Source organism: Micromonospora sp. H33 (assembly GCF_052068455.1).
Taxonomy (GTDB): Bacteria; Actinomycetota; Actinomycetes; order Mycobacteriales; family Micromonosporaceae; genus Micromonospora.
This window is the reverse complement of the sequence record NZ_JBQHDE010000002.1, coordinates 142,662-160,371: the sequence shown is the minus strand read 5'-3', so window position 1 is coordinate 160,371 and position 17,710 is coordinate 142,662. Positions and strand designations below refer to the sequence as shown.

Genomic DNA, 17,710 nt, shown 5'->3' with positions numbered 1-17,710 from the left:
CAAGCATGGAAGCCAAGCACCAAAAACGCAACCACGAGTGCCTCGGGAACCGCGCCAGGTGCGCGTCCGGGCCGGCCCGTGGTGGGCCGGCCCGGACGTCGGGACAGGTGAGATCAGACCAGGTCGTACCGGCCCAGGTTCATCACCTTGGTCCACGCCGCGACGAAGTCCCGGACGAACTTCTCGCGGGCGTCGTCGCTCGCGTAGACCTCGGCGAGCGCCCGCAGCTCCGAGTTCGACCCGAAGACGAGGTCGACCCGGCTGCCGATCCACCTGACCTCGCCGGTGGCGAGGTCAAGGCCCTCGAAGGTGGTCGCGTCCGCGGACGTCGCCTTCCACGTCGTGCCCAGGTCGAGCAGGTTGACGAAGAAGTCGTTGGTCAGCGACCCGGGGGTCGTGGTGAGGACACCGAGCGGCGACTGCTGCCAGTTCGCACCCAGGACGCGGAGACCGCCGACGAGGACCGTCATCTCCGGCGCGCTCAGGGTCAGCAGGTTCGCCTTGTCGACCAGGAGGAACTCGGCCGGCAGGCGGTGGCCCTTGCCGAGGTAGTTGCGGAACCCGTCCGCAGTCGGCTCCATCGCGGCGAACGACTCCACGTCGGTCTGCTCCTGCGACGCGTCCGTACGTCCCGGCGTGAAGGGAACCTCGACGTCGACCCCGCCGTTGCGGGCGGCCTGCTCGACGGCGGCGTCACCGGCGAGCACGATGAGGTCGGCGAGCGAGATCTGCTTGCCGCCGGTCTGCGCGGCGTTGAACGCCTGCTGGATGCCCTCCAGCGTGCGCAGCACCGTCGCCAGCTGGTCGGGGTCGTTGACCTCCCAGCTGTTCTGCGGCTCGAGGCGGATCCGCGCCCCGTTGGCGCCGCCACGCTTGTCGCCGCCGCGGAACGTCGAGGCCGACGCCCATGCCGTGGAGACGAGCTGGGACACCGTCAGCCCCGAGGCGAACACCTGCGCCTTGAGAGCGGCGACGTCCTCGGCGTCGACCAACTCGTGCGTCACCGGCGGGACCGGGTCCTGCCAGATCAGCGTCTCGGTCGGGACCTCGGGGCCGAGGTAGCGCTGGATCGGACCCATGTCGCGGTGGGTCAGCTTGAACCAGGCCCGGGCGAAGGCGTCCGCGAACTCGTCCGGGTTGGCCAGGAAGCGCCGCGAGATCTGCTCGTAGATCGGGTCGACGCGGAGCGCCAGGTCCGACGTCAGCATCGTCGGCTTGCGCCGCTTCGACGGGTCGTACGGATCCGGGATGATCTCTTCGGCGTCCTTCGCGACCCACTGGTGAGCCCCGGCGGGGCTCTTCGTCAGCTCCCACTCGTAGCCGAACAGGATCTCGAAGAAACTGTTGCTCCACCGGGTCGGCGTCGTGGTCCAGGTGACCTCGAGACCGCTGGTGATCGTGTCCGGCCCCTTGCCGGTGCCGAAGCTGCTCTTCCAGCCGAGGCCCTGCTCCTCGATCGGGGCGGCCTCGGGCTCGGGACCGACGTGGTCGGCAGGGCCCGCGCCGTGGGTCTTGCCGAAGGTGTGGCCGCCGGCGATCAGCGCGACCGTCTCCTCGTCGTTCATCCCCATGCGGTAGAACGTCTCGCGGATGTCGCGGGCCGAGGCGAGCGGGTCCGGGTTGCCGTTCGGGCCCTCCGGGTTGACGTAGATGAGGCCCATCTGGACCGCGGCGAGCGGGTTCTCGAGCTCCCGGTCGCCGGTGTAGCGCTCGTCACCGAGCCAGGTCGTCTCGGGACCCCAGTAGACGTCCTCCTCGGGCTCCCAGACGTCCGGCCGGCCACCGGCGTAACCGAAGGTCTTGAAGCCCATCGACTCCAGGGCGACGTTGCCGGCGAGGATCATCAGGTCGGCCCAGGAGATGCTCTGGCCGTACTTCTTCTTGACCGGCCACAGCAGGCGCCGGGCCTTGTCGAGGTTCGCGTTGTCCGGCCAGCTGTTGAGCGGCGCGAAGCGCTGCATGCCGGCGCCGGCGCCACCGCGGCCGTCGCTGATGCGGTACGTGCCCGCGCTGTGCCACGCCATCCGGATCATGAAGGGGCCGTAGTGGCCGTAGTCGGCCGGCCACCAGTCCTGCGAGGTCGTCAGGACCTCCGTGATGTCCCGCTTCACGGCGGCGAGGCCGAGGGCCTTGAACGCCTCGGCGTAGTTGAACTCCTCGTCGAGCGGGTTCCGCACGGCGGGGTTCTTGGCGAGGATCTTCAGGTTGATGCTGTTCGGCCACCAGCCGCGGTTGCCGCCGCCCTGGGTCGGGTGGGGGGCGCGTCCGTGTGCGACCGGGCAGCGAGACTCGCTTCCCGCGCTCGCGTCATGGACGACGGCATCGTGGTTCTCGGACATCGGGTTCTCGGACAAGGGATTCCTTCCGTGACGTGCCGTATCAGGGGATCAGGAATTGTCAGCGATGGAACAGTCGGGGCACCGGCCCCAGTAGATGACCTCGGCCTCGTCGATCGAGAAGCCGCTGTCGTCGGACGGAGTCAGGCAGGGCGCCTCGCCGACGGCGCAGTCGACGTCGGCGACCAGACCGCAGGATCGGCACACCACGTGGTGGTGGTTGTCCCCGATCCGCGACTCGTACCGGGCCACCGAGCCGGACGGTTCGATGCGCCGCACCAGACCCGCGGCGGTCAGCGCGCGCAGCACGTCGTACACGGCCTGATGGGACACGTCGGGGAGGTCCCGGCGTACGGCGCCGATGATCGAGTCCGTGTCGGCGTGCGGGTGCGCGTGCACCGCGTGCAGCACCGCCACCCGAGGACGGGTCACGCGCAACGCCGCCCCGCGCAGCATCTGCTGGACGTCCAGGGTCGTGGCCACGCCCGGAAGTCTGGCTCGTTTTCTGGAATGAGTCAAGATTGTGGGTGGGACATCACGCCACCCTCGACGGCTGGTGGCGCCTACAGCCCGGCTACTAATCCTCGATGTATCCGGTGGCGGGATCGATCATGGCCAGGAAGGTCCGGATGGCCTCCTTCATCTCGGGCAGGCTCATCGCGGAGCCGCCGGAGATCCCGAAGCCGTAGTCGTGCGGCCCGTTGAGCCAGTCGAAGTCGTACGTGCCAGGCTCCTCGGCACGCTCACGGATTCGGAAGTCCTGCCCGTCGACGGTCACCATTACCGGCGGTTGATCATCCTTGTAGCGGGTTCGCATGTGCTCGGGCACGAGGCCCGGCTCCGGCTCGGTTGACATGCGTGCTCCTTCTCCGCCGACCCGATCGCGTCTCATCCTCCCTCGCGACCGCGTGGATGCCGGACCCCCGGAGGACAAGCGACCCGCACGGGCGATTCCCGCGCGGGCCGGCCTGCGAGCACGCCCTGGTCATCTCTCGGCAGCGGCGCGTCGCCCGCTGCGCCACTTGGCGGCATACGGCAGCGCGAACAGGTACAGACCGGTGAACAGGAGCAAGGCGAGCGGGAGCAGCGGCACGTAGGACACCCAGACGACGGGCTCCTCCCGTGCCAAGGCGACGAAGGTGACGACGACGGTCACCGTAAAGGCAATGGCCAGCCAGCGGTGGATCTGCCGTACCCACTTGTTCCAGTTCAACGGGACCTCCTGAAGACGAGCACCCCGGGCCCCGGCGGCGTGCCGGGTGGGATGGATATCCACGGCGGTCACGCTAGCTACGGTTCGGCGACCGGTGCTTCTCGATTCCTGACCGATCCGGTGGGCCTGGTCGTCGGCGATCCGCCGCTGGTCGCCGTTCGGCGAGAGGCGAGTGAGACCGAGCCCGGCTCCGCCACGTGCCGTGGTAGTGGCGGGGAAGCTCCGACGCGGGCCGCCCGGTGCGGACTGGCGGCGTCGGTCCCGATCTTGACGCGGTTCGTACCACTCCCCCGGCGCCCCTCGACCTCTTGCGGACTGGATGCGGACTGCTCGCCGCGGCCGGACTCGGACGACGCTCACCGAAGCATGGCGGTCCTACCTGGTCCCGATCATGAGCCCCAACCCGGACAGGACAAGGCCAAGGATGGTGGAAGCAATGGTGACTGCGTTCCACCGTGAAAACGTCCGGCGTGCCCAGTCCTCGAAATCGGATCTCACCGGCCGAGCCAAACACCTCGATCCACACGTCGCAACAGCCGCCCTACACGGGCAGCCTCGGGTTCGCCTTATCGGTGCAACCACGTCGTGTCGCCAGGCCCTCATCAGGGCTGCGTGTCGATTGGTGCCGCCGCGTGGCATGAGCCGACGGGAGTGCAGGGTTATCAGCCCGACCCACACCCCCGCGACCCCGGCAAACACTGTCGCGAACGTAATGGCGATCGGGACCCAGACCAGTGGTGGCTTCAGGGACCAGAGGGCTATCGCGCCGATGGTCAGACCCAGCATGAGCGGCCCGAGGAGCAGGCAGCGGTACCCGACGACCAGCAGCCTGTACGCCCGCGTCGCCCGGATCCGCTCGACCGCCTTGTCGACCTCTGCCATGTGGGTGACCTCCCCGGAATCGCCGTGACTGTACCGAGGCCCCGCTCTCGTGCCGTCCCGTCCACCGTCGACCCACACACCGTGGAGCGGGCCAGCGCCAGGGTGACAAGGTGGAGCGCCCTACCTCTCGACCAGACCTGGGCGATGCTGCATGCGTTGCTCGCCGCATCCTGATGTGCACCCGGACCCACCTCGACGCCGCGTCGCGTCGACGATCGGAGACACTTTCACCGTGCGAAACGACCTCGACCAGATCAAAGCGGCGTTCGTCGGAACGCCACTGGCCAGCCTGCCGATCGGGCACGGCCCGTCGGGCACTGTCCTCGTCGCCGACATCGACCCCAATCGCCTGCACGAGGCCTGGCAGGCTGCCGACGCACTGGTGCCGGTCATCGGACGCCGGCCCGTCATGGTCACCGACGACTTCCACGACACGCTGAGGATCCGGCCCGAGCCCGAGGCGGGTCCGTCGGAGTCGGAGCTGCGCGCGTTCGCCGAGGCGGCCGAGTCTTCCGAACCCTGGCTGGCCTACCGCCACAACAGCGAGGACGACGAGGTCGACGAGGGCGAGGTCGAGTACTACGCGCGCGGCATGGCCGGCGTCGACCTGGACCTGACGGCCCTGGTGTCGGATGTGGCGCTGCCGACTCCGAGCCAGGCGCTGGAGCGGGCGCTGTACGATCGGCTGCTCGCCGACGCCGACCTGTACGCCCGGGTGCTTGGCAGCGTGCGGTTCGTGACGCAGACCGACTACTGGTACACGCCTGACAGCGTCCTGCTCATGTTGCTGCCCACCAGCGACGTCCGCAGCTCGGGGTACTGGGTGGACTTCTTCGGTGCGCCGACCCGGGAGTACCAGCGGATGCTCGCCGAGGTGTTGGCGCAGTGGCGTCACCGGTGGGACGCCCGCCTGGTCGCGTCGTGGGGCACCATGCTGCAGTTCCAGGTGGGTCGTCGCCCGGCACCGGGTGACGAGGCGTGGACCGCGGCCGGCCAGCTCAAGGCGCTCGCCCCGAACCTCGACCTGAGCCAGTGGGAGGTCGCCGTTGCCTTGCCCGCCGGTGACGCGTGGTTCGTGCACAACCGGCCCTGACAGACTCGACCAGACCGTGACCCGGCGAGCTCGGCCGTCGCCTGCGGACTGAGCATCGGCGGCGATGACGCTGGACGTGTACGCGAACCTGTTCGAGGACGACCTGGACCAGGTGGCGGACCGCCTGGACCGGGCGGCGGCTCGTGCTGCTGCGGACTCAGTGCGGACTGACGGCGTGGGTCCGGATCTTGACGCGGTTCGTCCGGGTCGCCGGCAGCATGGCTGACCCGGGGTTTTGCATGGTGGGGCGGGCGGGACTCGAACCCGCGACCGAGGGATTATGAGTCCCCTGCTCTAACCGGCTGAGCTACCGCCCCGGCACCGCGCCGGATCGTAACCCGCTCGGTTGATCAGCGGCCAGCACGAACCGGCTCCCCTCGCTCACGGCGCCTGGCGCAGCAGCACGATGGGCAACGCGAGGATAACAGCGCGCAGCGACGCCATCCCCGAGGAGGTGTCAGGCCGGCGGGCGCAGGTGTTCGAGGACGGCGCCGGCCGTACGCCAGCCGCTGGCCAGCGCGCCCTGGATGGACGGGCTGTCCCGGTGGTCGCCGGCCACGAAGAGCCCCTCCCCCAGTGCCACCGGCTTGCGCAGCCGGCGCTGCGGCGGTGGTGCGGCGGGTAGCGCGTCGGGGACCGACACGGTGGTGAGGTGGGTCCAGTCCGCGGTGGACCGTCCGTAGAGGCGGGCCAGCTCGTCCCGGATCACCGGCTCGGGTGGGGCGGACGGGCCGACCACCGAGGTGGCGACGAGGTGCCGCCCCTCCGGCGCGTACGTCGGCACCGCCCTGCTGAGGACGACGGTGTTGGCGATGAGTTCCCGCCGGTCGCCGTCGACGAGCAGGATCGGCTCGTCCAGGGGCGGCGTGTCGGTGGCGTGGTAGTAGGTCGTGTAGCTGTGCATGCGTACCCGCGCCAGCATCGGCAGCAGCGTTCCCGCCGCCGGCGGATCGACCGCGACCACGACGGCGCGGGCGGCGATGTCGCCGGCCTGGGTGCGGACCCGGCCGGGCGCGACCTGGGCGACGGGGGTGTCCAGGTCGATCAGGTCGGTGGGCAGCGGGGCGACCACGGCCCGGGGCAGCGCGGCCATCCCCTCGGCCGGGAGGCCGATGCGCCCCCGCGCGAAGGAGCGCAGCACCATCGCGAACACGTGGCTGGAGGTCTCCAGCTGGCGGTCGACGAACACGCCGGAGAGGAACGGTCGCAGCAACTCCTCGATGATCGCGTCGGAGAGGCCGGCGCGGCGCAGCGCCGCCTCGGTGGTGGTCTCGGGCGCGTCCAGCAGCCGCCGGGCGGGCAGCGTGGCACAGCCGGTGGCGAGTGCGGCGAACCGCAGCCGGTCCAGCAGCGAGCCGACGCCGGCCAGGGCGGTGCCGGGCGCGCCGGCCGGTTCCCGCAGCGGGTTGACCAGCCGCGTCAGGGTGTCGCCCCGGCGGACCAGCACGCCGGAGGTGAAGTACCCGAGGTCGAGCCGGTCGACGTCCAGCAGCGTGCCGAGCCGCGGGTAGGCGGTGTTGAGCACCTGGAAGCCGCGGTCGAGCAGGAAGCCGTCGACCGCGTCGGTGGCGACGCGGCCGCCGAGGCGGCCGCTCGCCTCCAGCAGCCGCCACGGCACGCCGGCGCGGTGCAGCCGCCGGGCCGCCGCCAGGCCGGCCAGGCCGCCGCCGACGATCACCACGTCCGTCTCAGCCAGCACGCTGCGCCTCCCGCTCACCGTTAAACCGCGACAACCGGCTCGGCCACCAGATCTTCGGGCCGATGTCGTACGACAGGGCGGGCACCAGCAGGGAGCGGACCACGATGGTGTCGATCAGCACGCCGACGGCGACCGCCACGCCCAGTTCGACGAGCACGACCAGCGGGAGTACGGCGAGCGCACCGAACGTGGCGGCGAGCACGATGCCGGCGGAGGTGATGACACCACCGGTGACCGCGAGGCCGGCGAGCACGCCGGCCCGCGTGCCGCGCCGGACCGACTCCTCCCGGACCCGGCTCATCAGGAAGATGTTGTAGTCGATGCCGAGGGCGACCAGGAAGACGAAGGAGAACAGCGGGAACGAGGCGTCCACGCCGGGGAAGTCGAGGACGTACCTGAAGATCAGCGCGCAGAGGCCGAGCGTGGCGGCGAAGCTGAGCAGCACGGTCGCGATCAGCAGGATCGGAGCGAGGATGGCCCGCAGCAGCAGCGCCAGGATGATCGCGATGACCAGGAGGACGACCGGGATGATGACGTTCTGGTCGCGCCGGGAGGCGTCGGCGGTGTCCACGCTGATCGCGGTGAAGCCGCCGACCACCGAGTCCGAGCCGGGTACGGCGTGCACGGCGACGCGCAGGTCCCGGATGGTCCGCTCGGCGCCGTCGGAGTCCGGCGGGTCGGCGAGCGTCGCCTCCAGTTGGACGACGCCGTCGACGACCTTCGGCGGCGCGTTCGGGTCCGGGGGGCCGGCCGGGTTGTCGGTGAGCGGGCGTACGGCCGCGATCCCCGGGACGCCCTGCGCCACCTCGGCGACCTGCCGCGCGGTCTCCTGGGTCGTGAAGATGGTGGCGGGGCTCCCGGTGCCGCCCGGGTAGTGCCGGGCGATCGTCTCCTGCCCGGCGACGGATTCGGTCCGCTCGGTGAAGAGGTCGCTCTGGCCGAGGGTGGTCACGCCGAGCTGGGTGAGACCGATCGCCAGCGCGGCCAGCGCGACGCTCGTGACCAGCCAGACCGCGCGGGCCTGCCGCGCCACGAACCGGGCGACGCGGCTCCAGATGCCGTCCTCGATGCGGGGGTCGGCGCGGTCGTGGAGCGGCCGGCGCGGCCAGAACGCCCACCGTCCGCCGAGCACCAGCAGCGCGGGCAGGAAGGTGAGCATCACCAGCAGGGTGGCGGCGATGCCGATGGCCGCGACCGGCCCGAGCGCGCGGTTGGAGTTCAGACTGGACAGCAGCAGGCAGAGCAGGCTGACGATGACGGTGCCGGCGGAGGCGACGATGGCCGGGGCCGCGCCACGCCATGCCGCCCTCATCGCGTCCCAGCGGCACTCGTGCCGGTGCAGTTCCTCCCGGTAGCGGGCGACGAGCAGCAGCGCGTAGTCGGTGCCGGCGCCGAAGACCAGCACGGTGAGAATGCCCTGGGCCTGCCCGTTGAGGGTGATCAACCCGGCGTCGGCGAGCAGGTAGACGAAGACGGAGGCGAGCCCGAAGGACATGCCGGCGGCCAGCAGCGGAAAGATCCACAGCACCGGACTGCGGTAGACGACCAGCAGGATGACCAGCACCACGCAGAGGGTGACCAGCAGCAGCGTCCCGTCGATCGCCGAGAACACCTCGATCAGGTCGGCGAGCAGGCCGGCGGGCCCGGCCACGTCGACGGTGAGCCCGTTCCGGTCGGCGCCGGTGACGTCGCGCAGTTCCTCGACGACCGTCCCGATCTCCTCACCCCGGTCGTCGTCGATCGGCACGACCACCTGCACGGCCTGCCCGTCCTCGCTGGGGATCGGGGGCGGGAGCGGGCCGACCACGCCGGGCACCTCGGCGAACCGGACGGCGTCGGCCGCGATCCGCTGCCGGTCCGCGTCGGTGATGCCGGAGGTGCGCTCGTAGACGACGAGCGCCGGCGTGGTGGGTTCGTCGACGAACCGCTCGAACAGCTCTTGGGCGCGGGTCGCCTCGGCGTCGGCCGGGAGGAAGGAGGCGTTGTCGTTGGTGGCGACCTCACCGAGCCGCCCGGAGTACGGCCCGGCCACGCCTCCGATCACCAGCCAGGCGAGGACGACCAGCAGCGCGACCAGCGTGACCCGCCCGCGACCGCCTCTTCCGGACATCCGCACCACCCAGTGACCGACGCACCAATCGACGCATCGCGGCTTAAGCCCGACATCGCCCATCCTGCCGGCCCAAGCCGTCGTGCGGAGCCGAAACCACTCCACCCCGACTCCGCCGATCTTGCACTTTGTGCCCTTGATTTGCGCGTGTTTGCCCCGTCTGTCGGGGCCGAAAGTGCAAGATCGCCGAGGGTGGGGGCGGGCCTGAGACGGCGAACGCCCGCCGGCGGGCCGACGGGCGTTGTGATGGAGAGGAGCTCCCCCGTTTGGACTCGAACCAAAAACCTGCCGGTTAACAGCCGGCTGCTCTGCCAATTGAGCTACGGGGGACCGTGCCGTCACCCGGCTTCCGGATCTCTCCGGCTCCGTGCGACGGGACAAGAGTACAGGACTCCCCGGGGTGTTGGTCCAGGGGGTTACCCACGTCCGACCGTGCTCCGACACGAGGATATACAGGGACAAATCGTCATCGCGGCACAAGCAGGTATGAGCGGAGAGCAGGATGGGTAGTTAGCTGCCGACGACAGGACGCAGGCGCATCGGCCTGTCCCGACGGGTATGTGGCGGGACGACGGCGCGTCAGGTACGGAAGGAGCCGCCATGCGCGGAAAGATCATGTTTCTTGGCGGGCTGGCTGCGGGATTCGTCCTGGGCGCCCGCGCCGGCCGTGAGAAGTACGAGGAGTTGGTGGTGCGGGGCCGCAAGGTCCTCGACCACCCGACCGTCCAGGAGGCGGCCGGTGTCGCGCAGGCCCAGGCGACCCGGCTCTACAGCGAGGGCAAGGACAAGCTCGGGCAGTCGAAGCTGGGCGAGAAGCTGAGCGGCAACGGCCACCGGCAGGAGCTGACCGCCGCCGACGACGCGTTCGCCGGCACCCCGGCCACCGTCGGCGCCAAGTCCGGCTCGTCCGGCGCGACCTCCGGGTCGTCGACCAGCAGCACGTCCCGCAGCAAGCCGTCCACTTCGGGCGGCAGCGGCAGCACGCTGTAACGCGTACGCATCAGCGGGCCGGTCGTCTCGAACGACCGGCCCGCTGGCGTTTGCGCGGACCGGCGGACCGACTTTCGCCGATTCAGAACGAAAGTTCGCACGATCTGAGGGAAACTTCTGCCCCGAACCTCTTCTCTTTACTTCCATGCGCAAATATCGTCTCGCGTAGAACCTGGCCAGGCTCTCCGTCCCGCGACCCTCCTCAGCGACGCGCTGAGGCGGACCCGCCCGACCAGAGCGAGGTTCGATGCGCAGACCGACCGGCCGAAGGGCCACCACCTACCTCAGTCTCCTCACCCTCCTCGGCACGACACTCGTCGCGACCGCCGCACCGCAGCCGGAACCGGCCTCCGCCGCTCCGGTCCTGACCACACCCGCCCCCGACAGCAACGGCATCGAGTACAAGGTGCTGGTGTTCACCCGTTCCGCCGGTGGCAGCCACGCCGCCACCGCGGCCGGGGTCGACGCCATCCGGCAGCTCGGCAACGAGCGACGGTTCACCGTGGAGGTCACCGACGACCCCCGCAAGTTCGACGGGCCGCACCTGAAACAGTTCCGGGCGGTCATCTTCCTCAACACCGCCGGTGACGTGCTCACCGACGCGCAGCAGGCCGCGTTCGAGCGGTACTACCGCGCCGGCGGCGGCTTCGTCGGCGTCCACTCGGCGATCGAGGCCGAACCGGGCTGGTCCTTCCTGGACGGCGTGCTCGGCACCCGGGCCGCCGGGGCGGCCACGGCGGCCGGCCCGGCCACGGTCACCGTCGCCGACCGGGTCCACCCGGCCTCCGCGCCCCTGCCGGAACGCTGGACCCACACCGACCGGTGGTACAACTTCGCGGCCAACGTCCGGGGCGTCTCGCACGTCCTCGCCACGGTGGACGAGAAGACGTACGCCGGCGGGTCGATGGGCTTCGACCACCCGATCACCTGGTGCAAGGACCACCAGGGTGGCCGCTCCTTCTACACCGGGCTCGGGGCCACGCCGGAGAGCTTCGGCGGCACCGACCTGCGCGCCCACCTGGGCGGCGCGATCCAGTGGGCGGCCGGCGTCACCGACGGCGACTGCGGCGCGACCGTGCTCGCCAACTACCAGATGACCGTGATCGGGGCGCAGCCCAACGTCAACGAGCCGATCGGCTTCGACGTGCTCCCCGACGGCCGCGTGCTCCAGACCGACCGGCGCGGCGGCGTACGGCTGCACGACCCGGAGAGCAACGAGACCACCGTGCTGGCGCAGATCCCGGTCTACACCCACAGCGAGGACGGGATGTACGGCCCGGCGATCGACAACGACTTCGCCACCAACCGCTGGGTCTACCTGTTCTACGCGCCCCCGCTGGACACCCCCACCGGAGGCGCGCCGACCACCAGCACCGACCCGACGGCCTGGGACCGGTGGAAGGGCTACTTCCAGCTGTCCCGCTTCAAGTTCGTCGACGGCGAGAACCCCTCGCTCGACCTGGCCACCGAGCAGAAGATCCTCCAGGTGCCGGTGGACCGGGGCGCCTGTTGCCACGTGGCCGGCGACATCGCCTTCGACTCGAAGAACAACCTGTGGCTGGTCACCGGTGACGACACCCCCGCCGGTGGCGGCGGCTCCGGCGGCTTCTCGCCGCACAACGACTCGGTGAGCGCCACCGGCGCGTACCAGGCGCCCTTCGTGGACGCCCGGCGCAGCTCCGCCAACACCAACGACCTGCGGGGCAAGATCCTGCGCATCACGGTCCAGGCGAACGGCAGCTACACGGTGCCGGCGGGCAACCTGTTCCCGGCCGGCACCGAGAAGACCCGGCCGGAGATCTACGCCATGGGCTTCCGGAACCCGTTCCGGATCACCCTCGACAAGGACGACGTCGCCTACATCACCGACTACTCCCCCGACTCCTCCACCGCCGCGGTGGGCCGCGGCCCGGCGGGCACCGGCCGGATGATGGTGGTCGACGAACCGGCCAACTACGGCTGGCCGATGTGCGTGCAGCCGAACCTGCCGTACATCGAGATGAACTGGACCACCAGCCCCATCTCGCCGGTCGCGCCGTTCGACTGCGCGGCGCCCAAGAACACCTCCCGGCACAACACCGGCCTGACCGACCTGCCGACGGTGAAGAAGTCCGAGCTCTGGTACTCCTTCCAGGCTCCCACCCCCTGCCCGGAGTCGTACCTGTCGACACCGACGCAGACCTGCCCGGTGCTCTTCCCGGAGCTCGGCACCGGCGGGGTGGGCCCGCACGGCGCGGCGAAGTACGACTACGACCCGGAGCTGAGGTCGGAGACGAAGTTTCCCGCGTACTTCGACGACGCGATCTTCTTCGGCGAGTTCACTCGGGACACCCTCAAGGAGGTCCGGCTCGACTCGCAGGGCGACATCCTGAAGATCAACAACGTGTTGAACTGCGGACCGGCGCCCACCACACCCGCCCGGCCGTTCCTCTGCGACAACCCGATGGACATGAAGTGGGGCGCGGACGGCAACTTCTACCTGCTGACGTACGGCGACGGCTTCTTCAACGTCAACCCGGACGCGGCGATGCTGAAGTTCAGCTACGTCAAGGGGCTGCGGGCGCCGATCGCGACGCTCACCGCCACACCGACCAACGGGATCGCCCCGCTGACCGTGGCGTTCTCCAGCGAGGGGTCGAGGGACCCGGACCCGGCGGACTCCATCTCGTTCGCGTGGGACTTCGACGGCAACGGCACCACCGACTCCATCGACCCGAACCCGACGCACACGTACATGGCCAACGGCGTCTACACCGCCCGCCTGACGGTGACCGACTCCAGCGGCAAGAGCGCGTCGGCGAACACCACCATCACGGTCGGCAACACCGCGCCCACGGTGACCGTGCAGACCCCGGTCGAGGGTGGCTTCTTCAGCTGGGGTGACGACATCCCGTGGTCGGTGACCGTCACCGACCCGGAGGACGGGCCGGTCGACTGCTCCAAGGTAGAGGTCACCTTCGTGCTCGGCCACGACGAGCACGGGCACGGCGAGGCCAACCAGTTCGGCTGCTCCGGGGTCCTGCCCACCGATCCGGACGACGCCTCGCACGGTGGATACATCTACGGCGTGGTCAGCGCGTCGTACACCGACGGCGGCGCCAACGGCCAGCCGGCGCTGACCACGGTCGACCAGCAGGTCATCCAGGACAAGCGGCAGCAGGTGGAGTTTGCCCGCAACGAGTCGGGCACCACGGTCGGCACCAGCGCCGACACCGGCGGCGGGCAGCAACGCGGCAGCCTCGACCCGGGTGACTGGATCGCGATCAACAACACGGTCGACCTGCGCAACATGCAGTCGGTCACCCTGCGGACGTCCGGCGGCAGCGCCGCGACCGCCGGGCAGCCCCGGTTCGCCGTCCAGTTCCGGCTGGACTCGCCGACCGGTCCGCTGCTGACCACGGCCACGGTCAACGCGACCACCGGCAACACCGCGTTCACCAGCACCAGCGTGCCGATCACCGACCCGGGCGGTTCGCACCGCCTCTACCTGGTCTTCGCCACCGTTCCCGGTGGTCCGAGCGGCGGCTTCGGAAACCTCAACTGGGTCGAGTTCACCGGCGCCGGCATCGGCGTCAGCCCCTGACCGGGAGCGGGCCGGGGCGGCACCGCACCGGCGGCACCGGCCCGCTCCCCCCGACCACCCGGGTCACCACCGGCGACCCGGACACCGGAACCACCGCACCGAGAAAGGCAGCATCAGATGAACGACAGTCAACACGGAATGAGCCGTCGCCGGATGCTCGGCGCCCTGGCCGGCGTCGCCGGCGCGGCCGCCGTCGGCGCCAGCGGCTGGGCCTCCGCCGCCGGGGCGGACGGCAACGGCCTGCTCGTCCCCGCCGGCAAGCGCGGCATCATTCTGTACAGCGTCCGCGACCGGATCGGCGCCGCCCCGGACACCACCGGGGTGCCGTACGGGTTCGAGCGCGTCCTCGGCCGGCTCGCCGAGATCGGGTACAAGGAGGTCGAGTTCGCCGGCTACAACCAGAGCACGGCGATCCTCGGCCGGCAGATCACCCCGCAGGAGATCCGCAAGATCCTGGACGACAACGGGCTGCGCGCCAACGGCTCGCACGCCTCGATCCCGGGCACCGTCACGCCGGACACCGTCGCCGCGTTCGAGCGGACCCTCGACACCGCCGAGATCCTCGGCATGAGCCACATCGGCACCGGCAGCGACCCGACCAACAGCAACTACAAGGCCGACTGGGACGCCGCCGTCGACCGGTGGAACTTCTTCGGGGAGATGGCCGCCGCCCGGGGGCTGAAGCTGTACACCCACAACCACGACGCCGCGTACAACTTCCTGCTGGACAGCGGCCCGCTGGACGCGCTGGGCCGGCCGACCCGGTCCTCCGGCGTACGAAAGCTGGACTACTTCATCGCCCACACCAACCCGGAGTGGGTCTGGTTCGAGATGGACATCTACTGGGCGCACGTGGCCCAGCACCGGTTCAGGACCTACACCGACCCGGACGGTGTGGTGCAGACCAGCGTCTTCGACCCGCTGGCCGTCGTGGCGGCGCAGCCGATCCGGTTCCCGCTGTTCCACGCCAAGGACGGCGCGTTCAACCCGAACAGCAGCGCCGGGTACGACATGGTGCCGCTCGGCCAGGGCGACATCGACTACGGCAACTTCTTCGCGAACATGGGCGCGAAGGGTTACCACAACCCGATGTGGGAGCAGGACAACGCTCCGGGCGGCGCCGCCGACCCGGGCCGGTCCCTGCGCTACGCCGAGGTCAGCCTCCAGCACATGTCGGGTCTGCGGGGCTGACGGACCCGATTGAAGGGGGGCCGCGCCCGGTCGTCGGGCGCGGGCCGGGGCCGCGTCCGGTTTCACCGGGCGCGGCCCCGGCGCGCTACGGGGCGGTAACAACACCGTGGCAGACTCCGGCCGGGAGGTGGTGGAGATGGTCTCCGTCCGGCCGGAGAACGCGGACCAGGCACGCCTGGTCACGCTGCTGCGCGACAACGGCCCCCGGTCCCGAGTGGAGCTGGGCGACGCGCTGGGTCTGACCCGCGCGCGGCTCGTCGCCGAAATCGAACGGCTGACCGAGGTCGGGCTGGTGGAGAACGCCGGGCCCGCCGCCTCCCGCGGCGGCCGGCGCTCGTCGTTGCTGCGCCTCGGGTGCGGGGTACGCTTCGCCGCCGTCGTCATCGGTACGCGGGAACTGACCGTCACCGTCACCGACGGGGAGCTGACGCCGCTCGCCGACCTCGCCGAGCCCGTCGACGTCCGGAAGGGGCCGGAGCCCGTGGTCGGCCGCGCGGTGGAACTGATCGGGAAGCTCCGCGCGGACCTCGGCCTGGGCCGGCTCACCGGGGTCGGCGTGGCCCTTCCCGGGCCCGTCGACCTGCGGGAGGGCATGCCGGTCTCGGCACCGCTGCTGCCGGGCTGGCACCGCTTCCCGGTACGCGACACGATCGCCGCCGAGCTGGGTTGCCCGACCGTGGTCGACAACGACGCCACCGTCAGCGCCCTCGGCGAGCGGCACGCCGGCGTGGGGCGCACCTTCGACGACTTCCTCCGGGTGGCGCTCGGCGCCGGGGTCGGCTGCGGCCTGGTCCTCGGCGGCGCCCTGCACCGGGGTGCCACCGGCAGCGCCGGGGACATCGGCCACCTGCGGCTCACCGAGGACGGCCCGACCTGCGTGTGCGGCGAGGTCGGCTGCCTCGAGGCGTACTGCGGCGACAGCGGGCTGGTCGGGGCGGCGCTGGCGGCGGCGCGCGGTGGCCGCTCCCCCGCGCTGGCCGCCCGGCTCGCCGAGGCCGGCGACCTCACCGTGGCCGACCTGACGGCCGCGGCCGGTGCCGGCGACCCGGCCGCGCACGCGGTGGTACGCGAGGCGGGGCACCGGCTGGGTCAGGTGCTGGTCGGGCTGGTCAGCTTCGTCAACCCGGCCATCGTCATCATCGGCGGGGCCCCCGCCGGGCTGGGCCACACGCTGCTCGCCGAGATCCGGGCGCTCGTCTACCGCCGGTCGGCGCCCCTGGCCACCGGCACGATGCCCATCGTCCTGTCGGACCTCGACGACCGGGCGGCCGTGGTCGGCGCCGCCCGCCTGATCAGCGACCAGGCCCTCAAGCCCCACTGACCCGCCCGCCCCCGCCTCCCCCCGCACACTCCCGGCCCCGGCCCCCCGCCGCGGCCCCGGTGATCATGAAGTTATAGCGGCGACACGCCGGTGATCGCCGCTATAACTTCATGATCGACTCGGGCAGGAGCGGTCGGGGCGGTCGGGCGGGGCGGCCGGCCGGGGTTTGCGCCCCCGGCCGGCCGAGCTGCCGTCAGTCCTTCCTGCTGAAGGCGGCGTCGAAGGCCGCCGCCGGGGCGTCGAAGGCGAGCCGGCGGACGAACTGCAACGCCTCGGGAGCCCCGACCAGCCGGTCCATGCCGGCGTCCTCCCACTCGATGGAGATCGGCCCGTCGTACCCGATCGCGTTCAACGCGCGGAAGCAGTCCTCCCAGGGCACGTCGCCGTGGCCTGTGGAGACGAAGTCCCAACCGCGGCGCAGGTCCGCCCAGGGCAGGTGGGAGGCGAGCCGGCCGCGCCGGCCGTCGCCGGTGCGCACCTTCGCGTCCTTGCAGTCGACGTGGTAGATCCGGTCGGCGAAGTCGAAGATGAAGTTCACCGGGTCCAGTTCCTGCCAGACGAAGTGCGACGGGTCCCAGTTGAGCCCGAACGCCGGCCGGTGCCCGATCGCTTCGAGGGTCCGCTTCGTCGTCCAGTAGTCGTACGCGATCTCGCTCGGGTGCACCTCGTGGGCGAAGCGCACCCCGACCTCGTCGAAGACGTCGAGGATCGGGTTCCAGCGGTCGGCGAAGTCCTGGTAGCCGCGCTCCAGCATCGCTGGCGGCACCGGCGGGAACATGGCGAGGGTGTGCCAGATCGACGACCCGGTGAAGCCGACGACGGTCTTCACGCCGAGCTTCGCCGCCGCGCGGGCGGTGTCCTTGATCTCCTGCGCGGCCCGCTGACGGACCCCCTCGGGCTCACCGTCGCCCCAGATCCGCGCCGGCAGGATCCCCTGGTGCCGCTCGTCGATCGGGTGGTCGCAGACCGCCTGGCCGACCAGGTGGTTGGAGATCGCGAAGACCTGGAGGTTGTGCTTGGCGAGGGTCTCCTTCTTCCGGTCGACGTACGACTCGTCGGCGAGCGCCTTGTCGACCTCGAAGTGGTCACCCCAGCAGGCGATCTCCAGGCCGTCGTAGCCCCACTCGGAGGCGAGCCGGCAAACCTCGTCGAACGGCAGATCGGCCCACTGGCCGGTGAAGAGCGTGATGGGTCGCGCCATGGTCCTTTTCCCCTGTCGTGATGGGGATTCCGTACGTGCGTGACCGGGGCGAGGGAGTGCCGGGTGCGGGCGGCCCGAGAAGCACCGGTGG

14 protein-coding genes and 2 tRNA genes are annotated in these 17,710 nt (G+C 71.0%); 6 read left to right on the top strand and 10 right to left on the bottom strand.

Features of this window, described 5'->3' with window-relative positions; translation table 11 throughout:
• Positions 1-113: 113 nt before the first annotated feature.
• The 5 genes from katG to ACTMS0_RS06290 all read right to left on the bottom strand — a co-directional run bounded on the left by katG (position 114) and on the right by ACTMS0_RS06290 (position 4,431).
• Positions 114-2,339: a catalase/peroxidase HPI gene (katG, locus tag ACTMS0_RS06310; protein WP_441154666.1), complete on the bottom strand. Its 2,226-nt coding sequence runs from the start codon at positions 2,337-2,339 to the stop codon at positions 114-116.
• A 48-nt stretch (positions 2,340-2,387) separates the two neighbouring features.
• Positions 2,388-2,792, bottom strand: coding sequence for a Fur family transcriptional regulator (locus tag ACTMS0_RS06305; protein WP_441154665.1), 405 nt, complete (start codon positions 2,790-2,792; stop codon positions 2,388-2,390).
• A 121-nt stretch (positions 2,793-2,913) separates the two neighbouring features.
• Entirely contained in the window at positions 2,914-3,192 is a 279-nt protein-coding gene (locus tag ACTMS0_RS06300; RefSeq protein ID WP_441154152.1) for a hypothetical protein, read from the bottom strand.
• 129 nt (positions 3,193-3,321) lie between these two features.
• The gene (locus tag ACTMS0_RS06295; protein WP_441154151.1) at positions 3,322-3,612 is read right to left on the bottom strand and encodes a hypothetical protein; all 291 of its coding nucleotides are present in this window, start codon (positions 3,610-3,612) and stop codon (positions 3,322-3,324) included.
• 312 nt (positions 3,613-3,924) lie between these two features.
• A complete protein-coding gene (locus tag ACTMS0_RS06290; protein WP_441154150.1) occupies positions 3,925-4,431 on the bottom strand; it encodes a hypothetical protein in 507 nt (168 codons plus the stop codon).
• Positions 4,432-4,663: 232 nt separating this feature from the next.
• Between ACTMS0_RS06290 and ACTMS0_RS06285 the strand changes: the two genes are divergently transcribed.
• Together ACTMS0_RS06285 and ACTMS0_RS06280 are read left to right on the top strand one after the other, a co-directional pair.
• On the top strand, positions 4,664-5,524 hold the full coding sequence (locus ACTMS0_RS06285) for a DUF4253 domain-containing protein (RefSeq protein WP_441154149.1): 861 nt from the start codon (positions 4,664-4,666) through the stop codon (positions 5,522-5,524).
• Between the two features lie 64 nt (positions 5,525-5,588).
• A complete protein-coding gene (locus ACTMS0_RS06280; RefSeq protein WP_441154147.1) occupies positions 5,589-5,750 on the top strand; it encodes a hypothetical protein in 162 nt (53 codons plus the stop codon).
• Positions 5,751-5,764: 14 nt separating this feature from the next.
• Here ACTMS0_RS06280 and ACTMS0_RS06275 read toward each other — a convergent pair.
• From ACTMS0_RS06275 to ACTMS0_RS06260, 4 genes are all read right to left on the bottom strand, one after another.
• A tRNA-Ile gene (locus ACTMS0_RS06275) sits at positions 5,765-5,841 on the bottom strand.
• A 140-nt stretch (positions 5,842-5,981) separates the two neighbouring features.
• Complete coding sequence (locus ACTMS0_RS06270; RefSeq protein WP_441154146.1) at positions 5,982-7,223, bottom strand: FAD-dependent oxidoreductase; 1,242 nt, start codon at positions 7,221-7,223, stop codon at positions 5,982-5,984.
• Positions 7,213-9,333, bottom strand: coding sequence for an MMPL family transporter (locus ACTMS0_RS06265; protein ID WP_441154145.1), 2,121 nt, complete (start codon positions 9,331-9,333; stop codon positions 7,213-7,215). Before ACTMS0_RS06265 ends, ACTMS0_RS06270 begins: the two co-directional genes overlap by 11 nt.
• Positions 9,334-9,590: 257 nt before the next feature.
• Positions 9,591-9,663, bottom strand: a tRNA-Asn gene (locus ACTMS0_RS06260).
• Positions 9,664-9,933: 270 nt separating this feature from the next.
• Between ACTMS0_RS06260 and ACTMS0_RS06255 the strand changes: the two genes are divergently transcribed.
• The 4 genes from ACTMS0_RS06255 to ACTMS0_RS06240 all read left to right on the top strand — a co-directional run bounded on the left by ACTMS0_RS06255 (position 9,934) and on the right by ACTMS0_RS06240 (position 16,418).
• Positions 9,934-10,323, top strand: coding sequence for a hypothetical protein (locus tag ACTMS0_RS06255; protein ID WP_441154144.1), 390 nt, complete (start codon positions 9,934-9,936; stop codon positions 10,321-10,323).
• A gap of 247 nt (positions 10,324-10,570) precedes the next feature.
• Positions 10,571-13,906, top strand: a complete 3,336-nt coding sequence (locus ACTMS0_RS06250; RefSeq protein WP_441154143.1) for a ThuA domain-containing protein — start codon at positions 10,571-10,573, stop codon at positions 13,904-13,906.
• Between the two features lie 117 nt (positions 13,907-14,023).
• Positions 14,024-15,097: a sugar phosphate isomerase/epimerase family protein gene (locus ACTMS0_RS06245; protein ID WP_441154142.1), complete on the top strand. Its 1,074-nt coding sequence runs from the start codon at positions 14,024-14,026 to the stop codon at positions 15,095-15,097.
• A 136-nt stretch (positions 15,098-15,233) separates the two neighbouring features.
• Complete coding sequence (locus ACTMS0_RS06240) at positions 15,234-16,418, top strand: ROK family protein (protein WP_441154664.1); 1,185 nt, start codon at positions 15,234-15,236, stop codon at positions 16,416-16,418.
• 193 nt (positions 16,419-16,611) lie between these two features.
• On the opposite strand, the gene ACTMS0_RS06235 is transcribed toward ACTMS0_RS06240, so the two are convergent.
• A complete protein-coding gene (locus tag ACTMS0_RS06235; protein WP_441154141.1) occupies positions 16,612-17,619 on the bottom strand; it encodes a sugar phosphate isomerase/epimerase family protein in 1,008 nt (335 codons plus the stop codon).
• Positions 17,620-17,710: the final 91 nt, after the last annotated feature.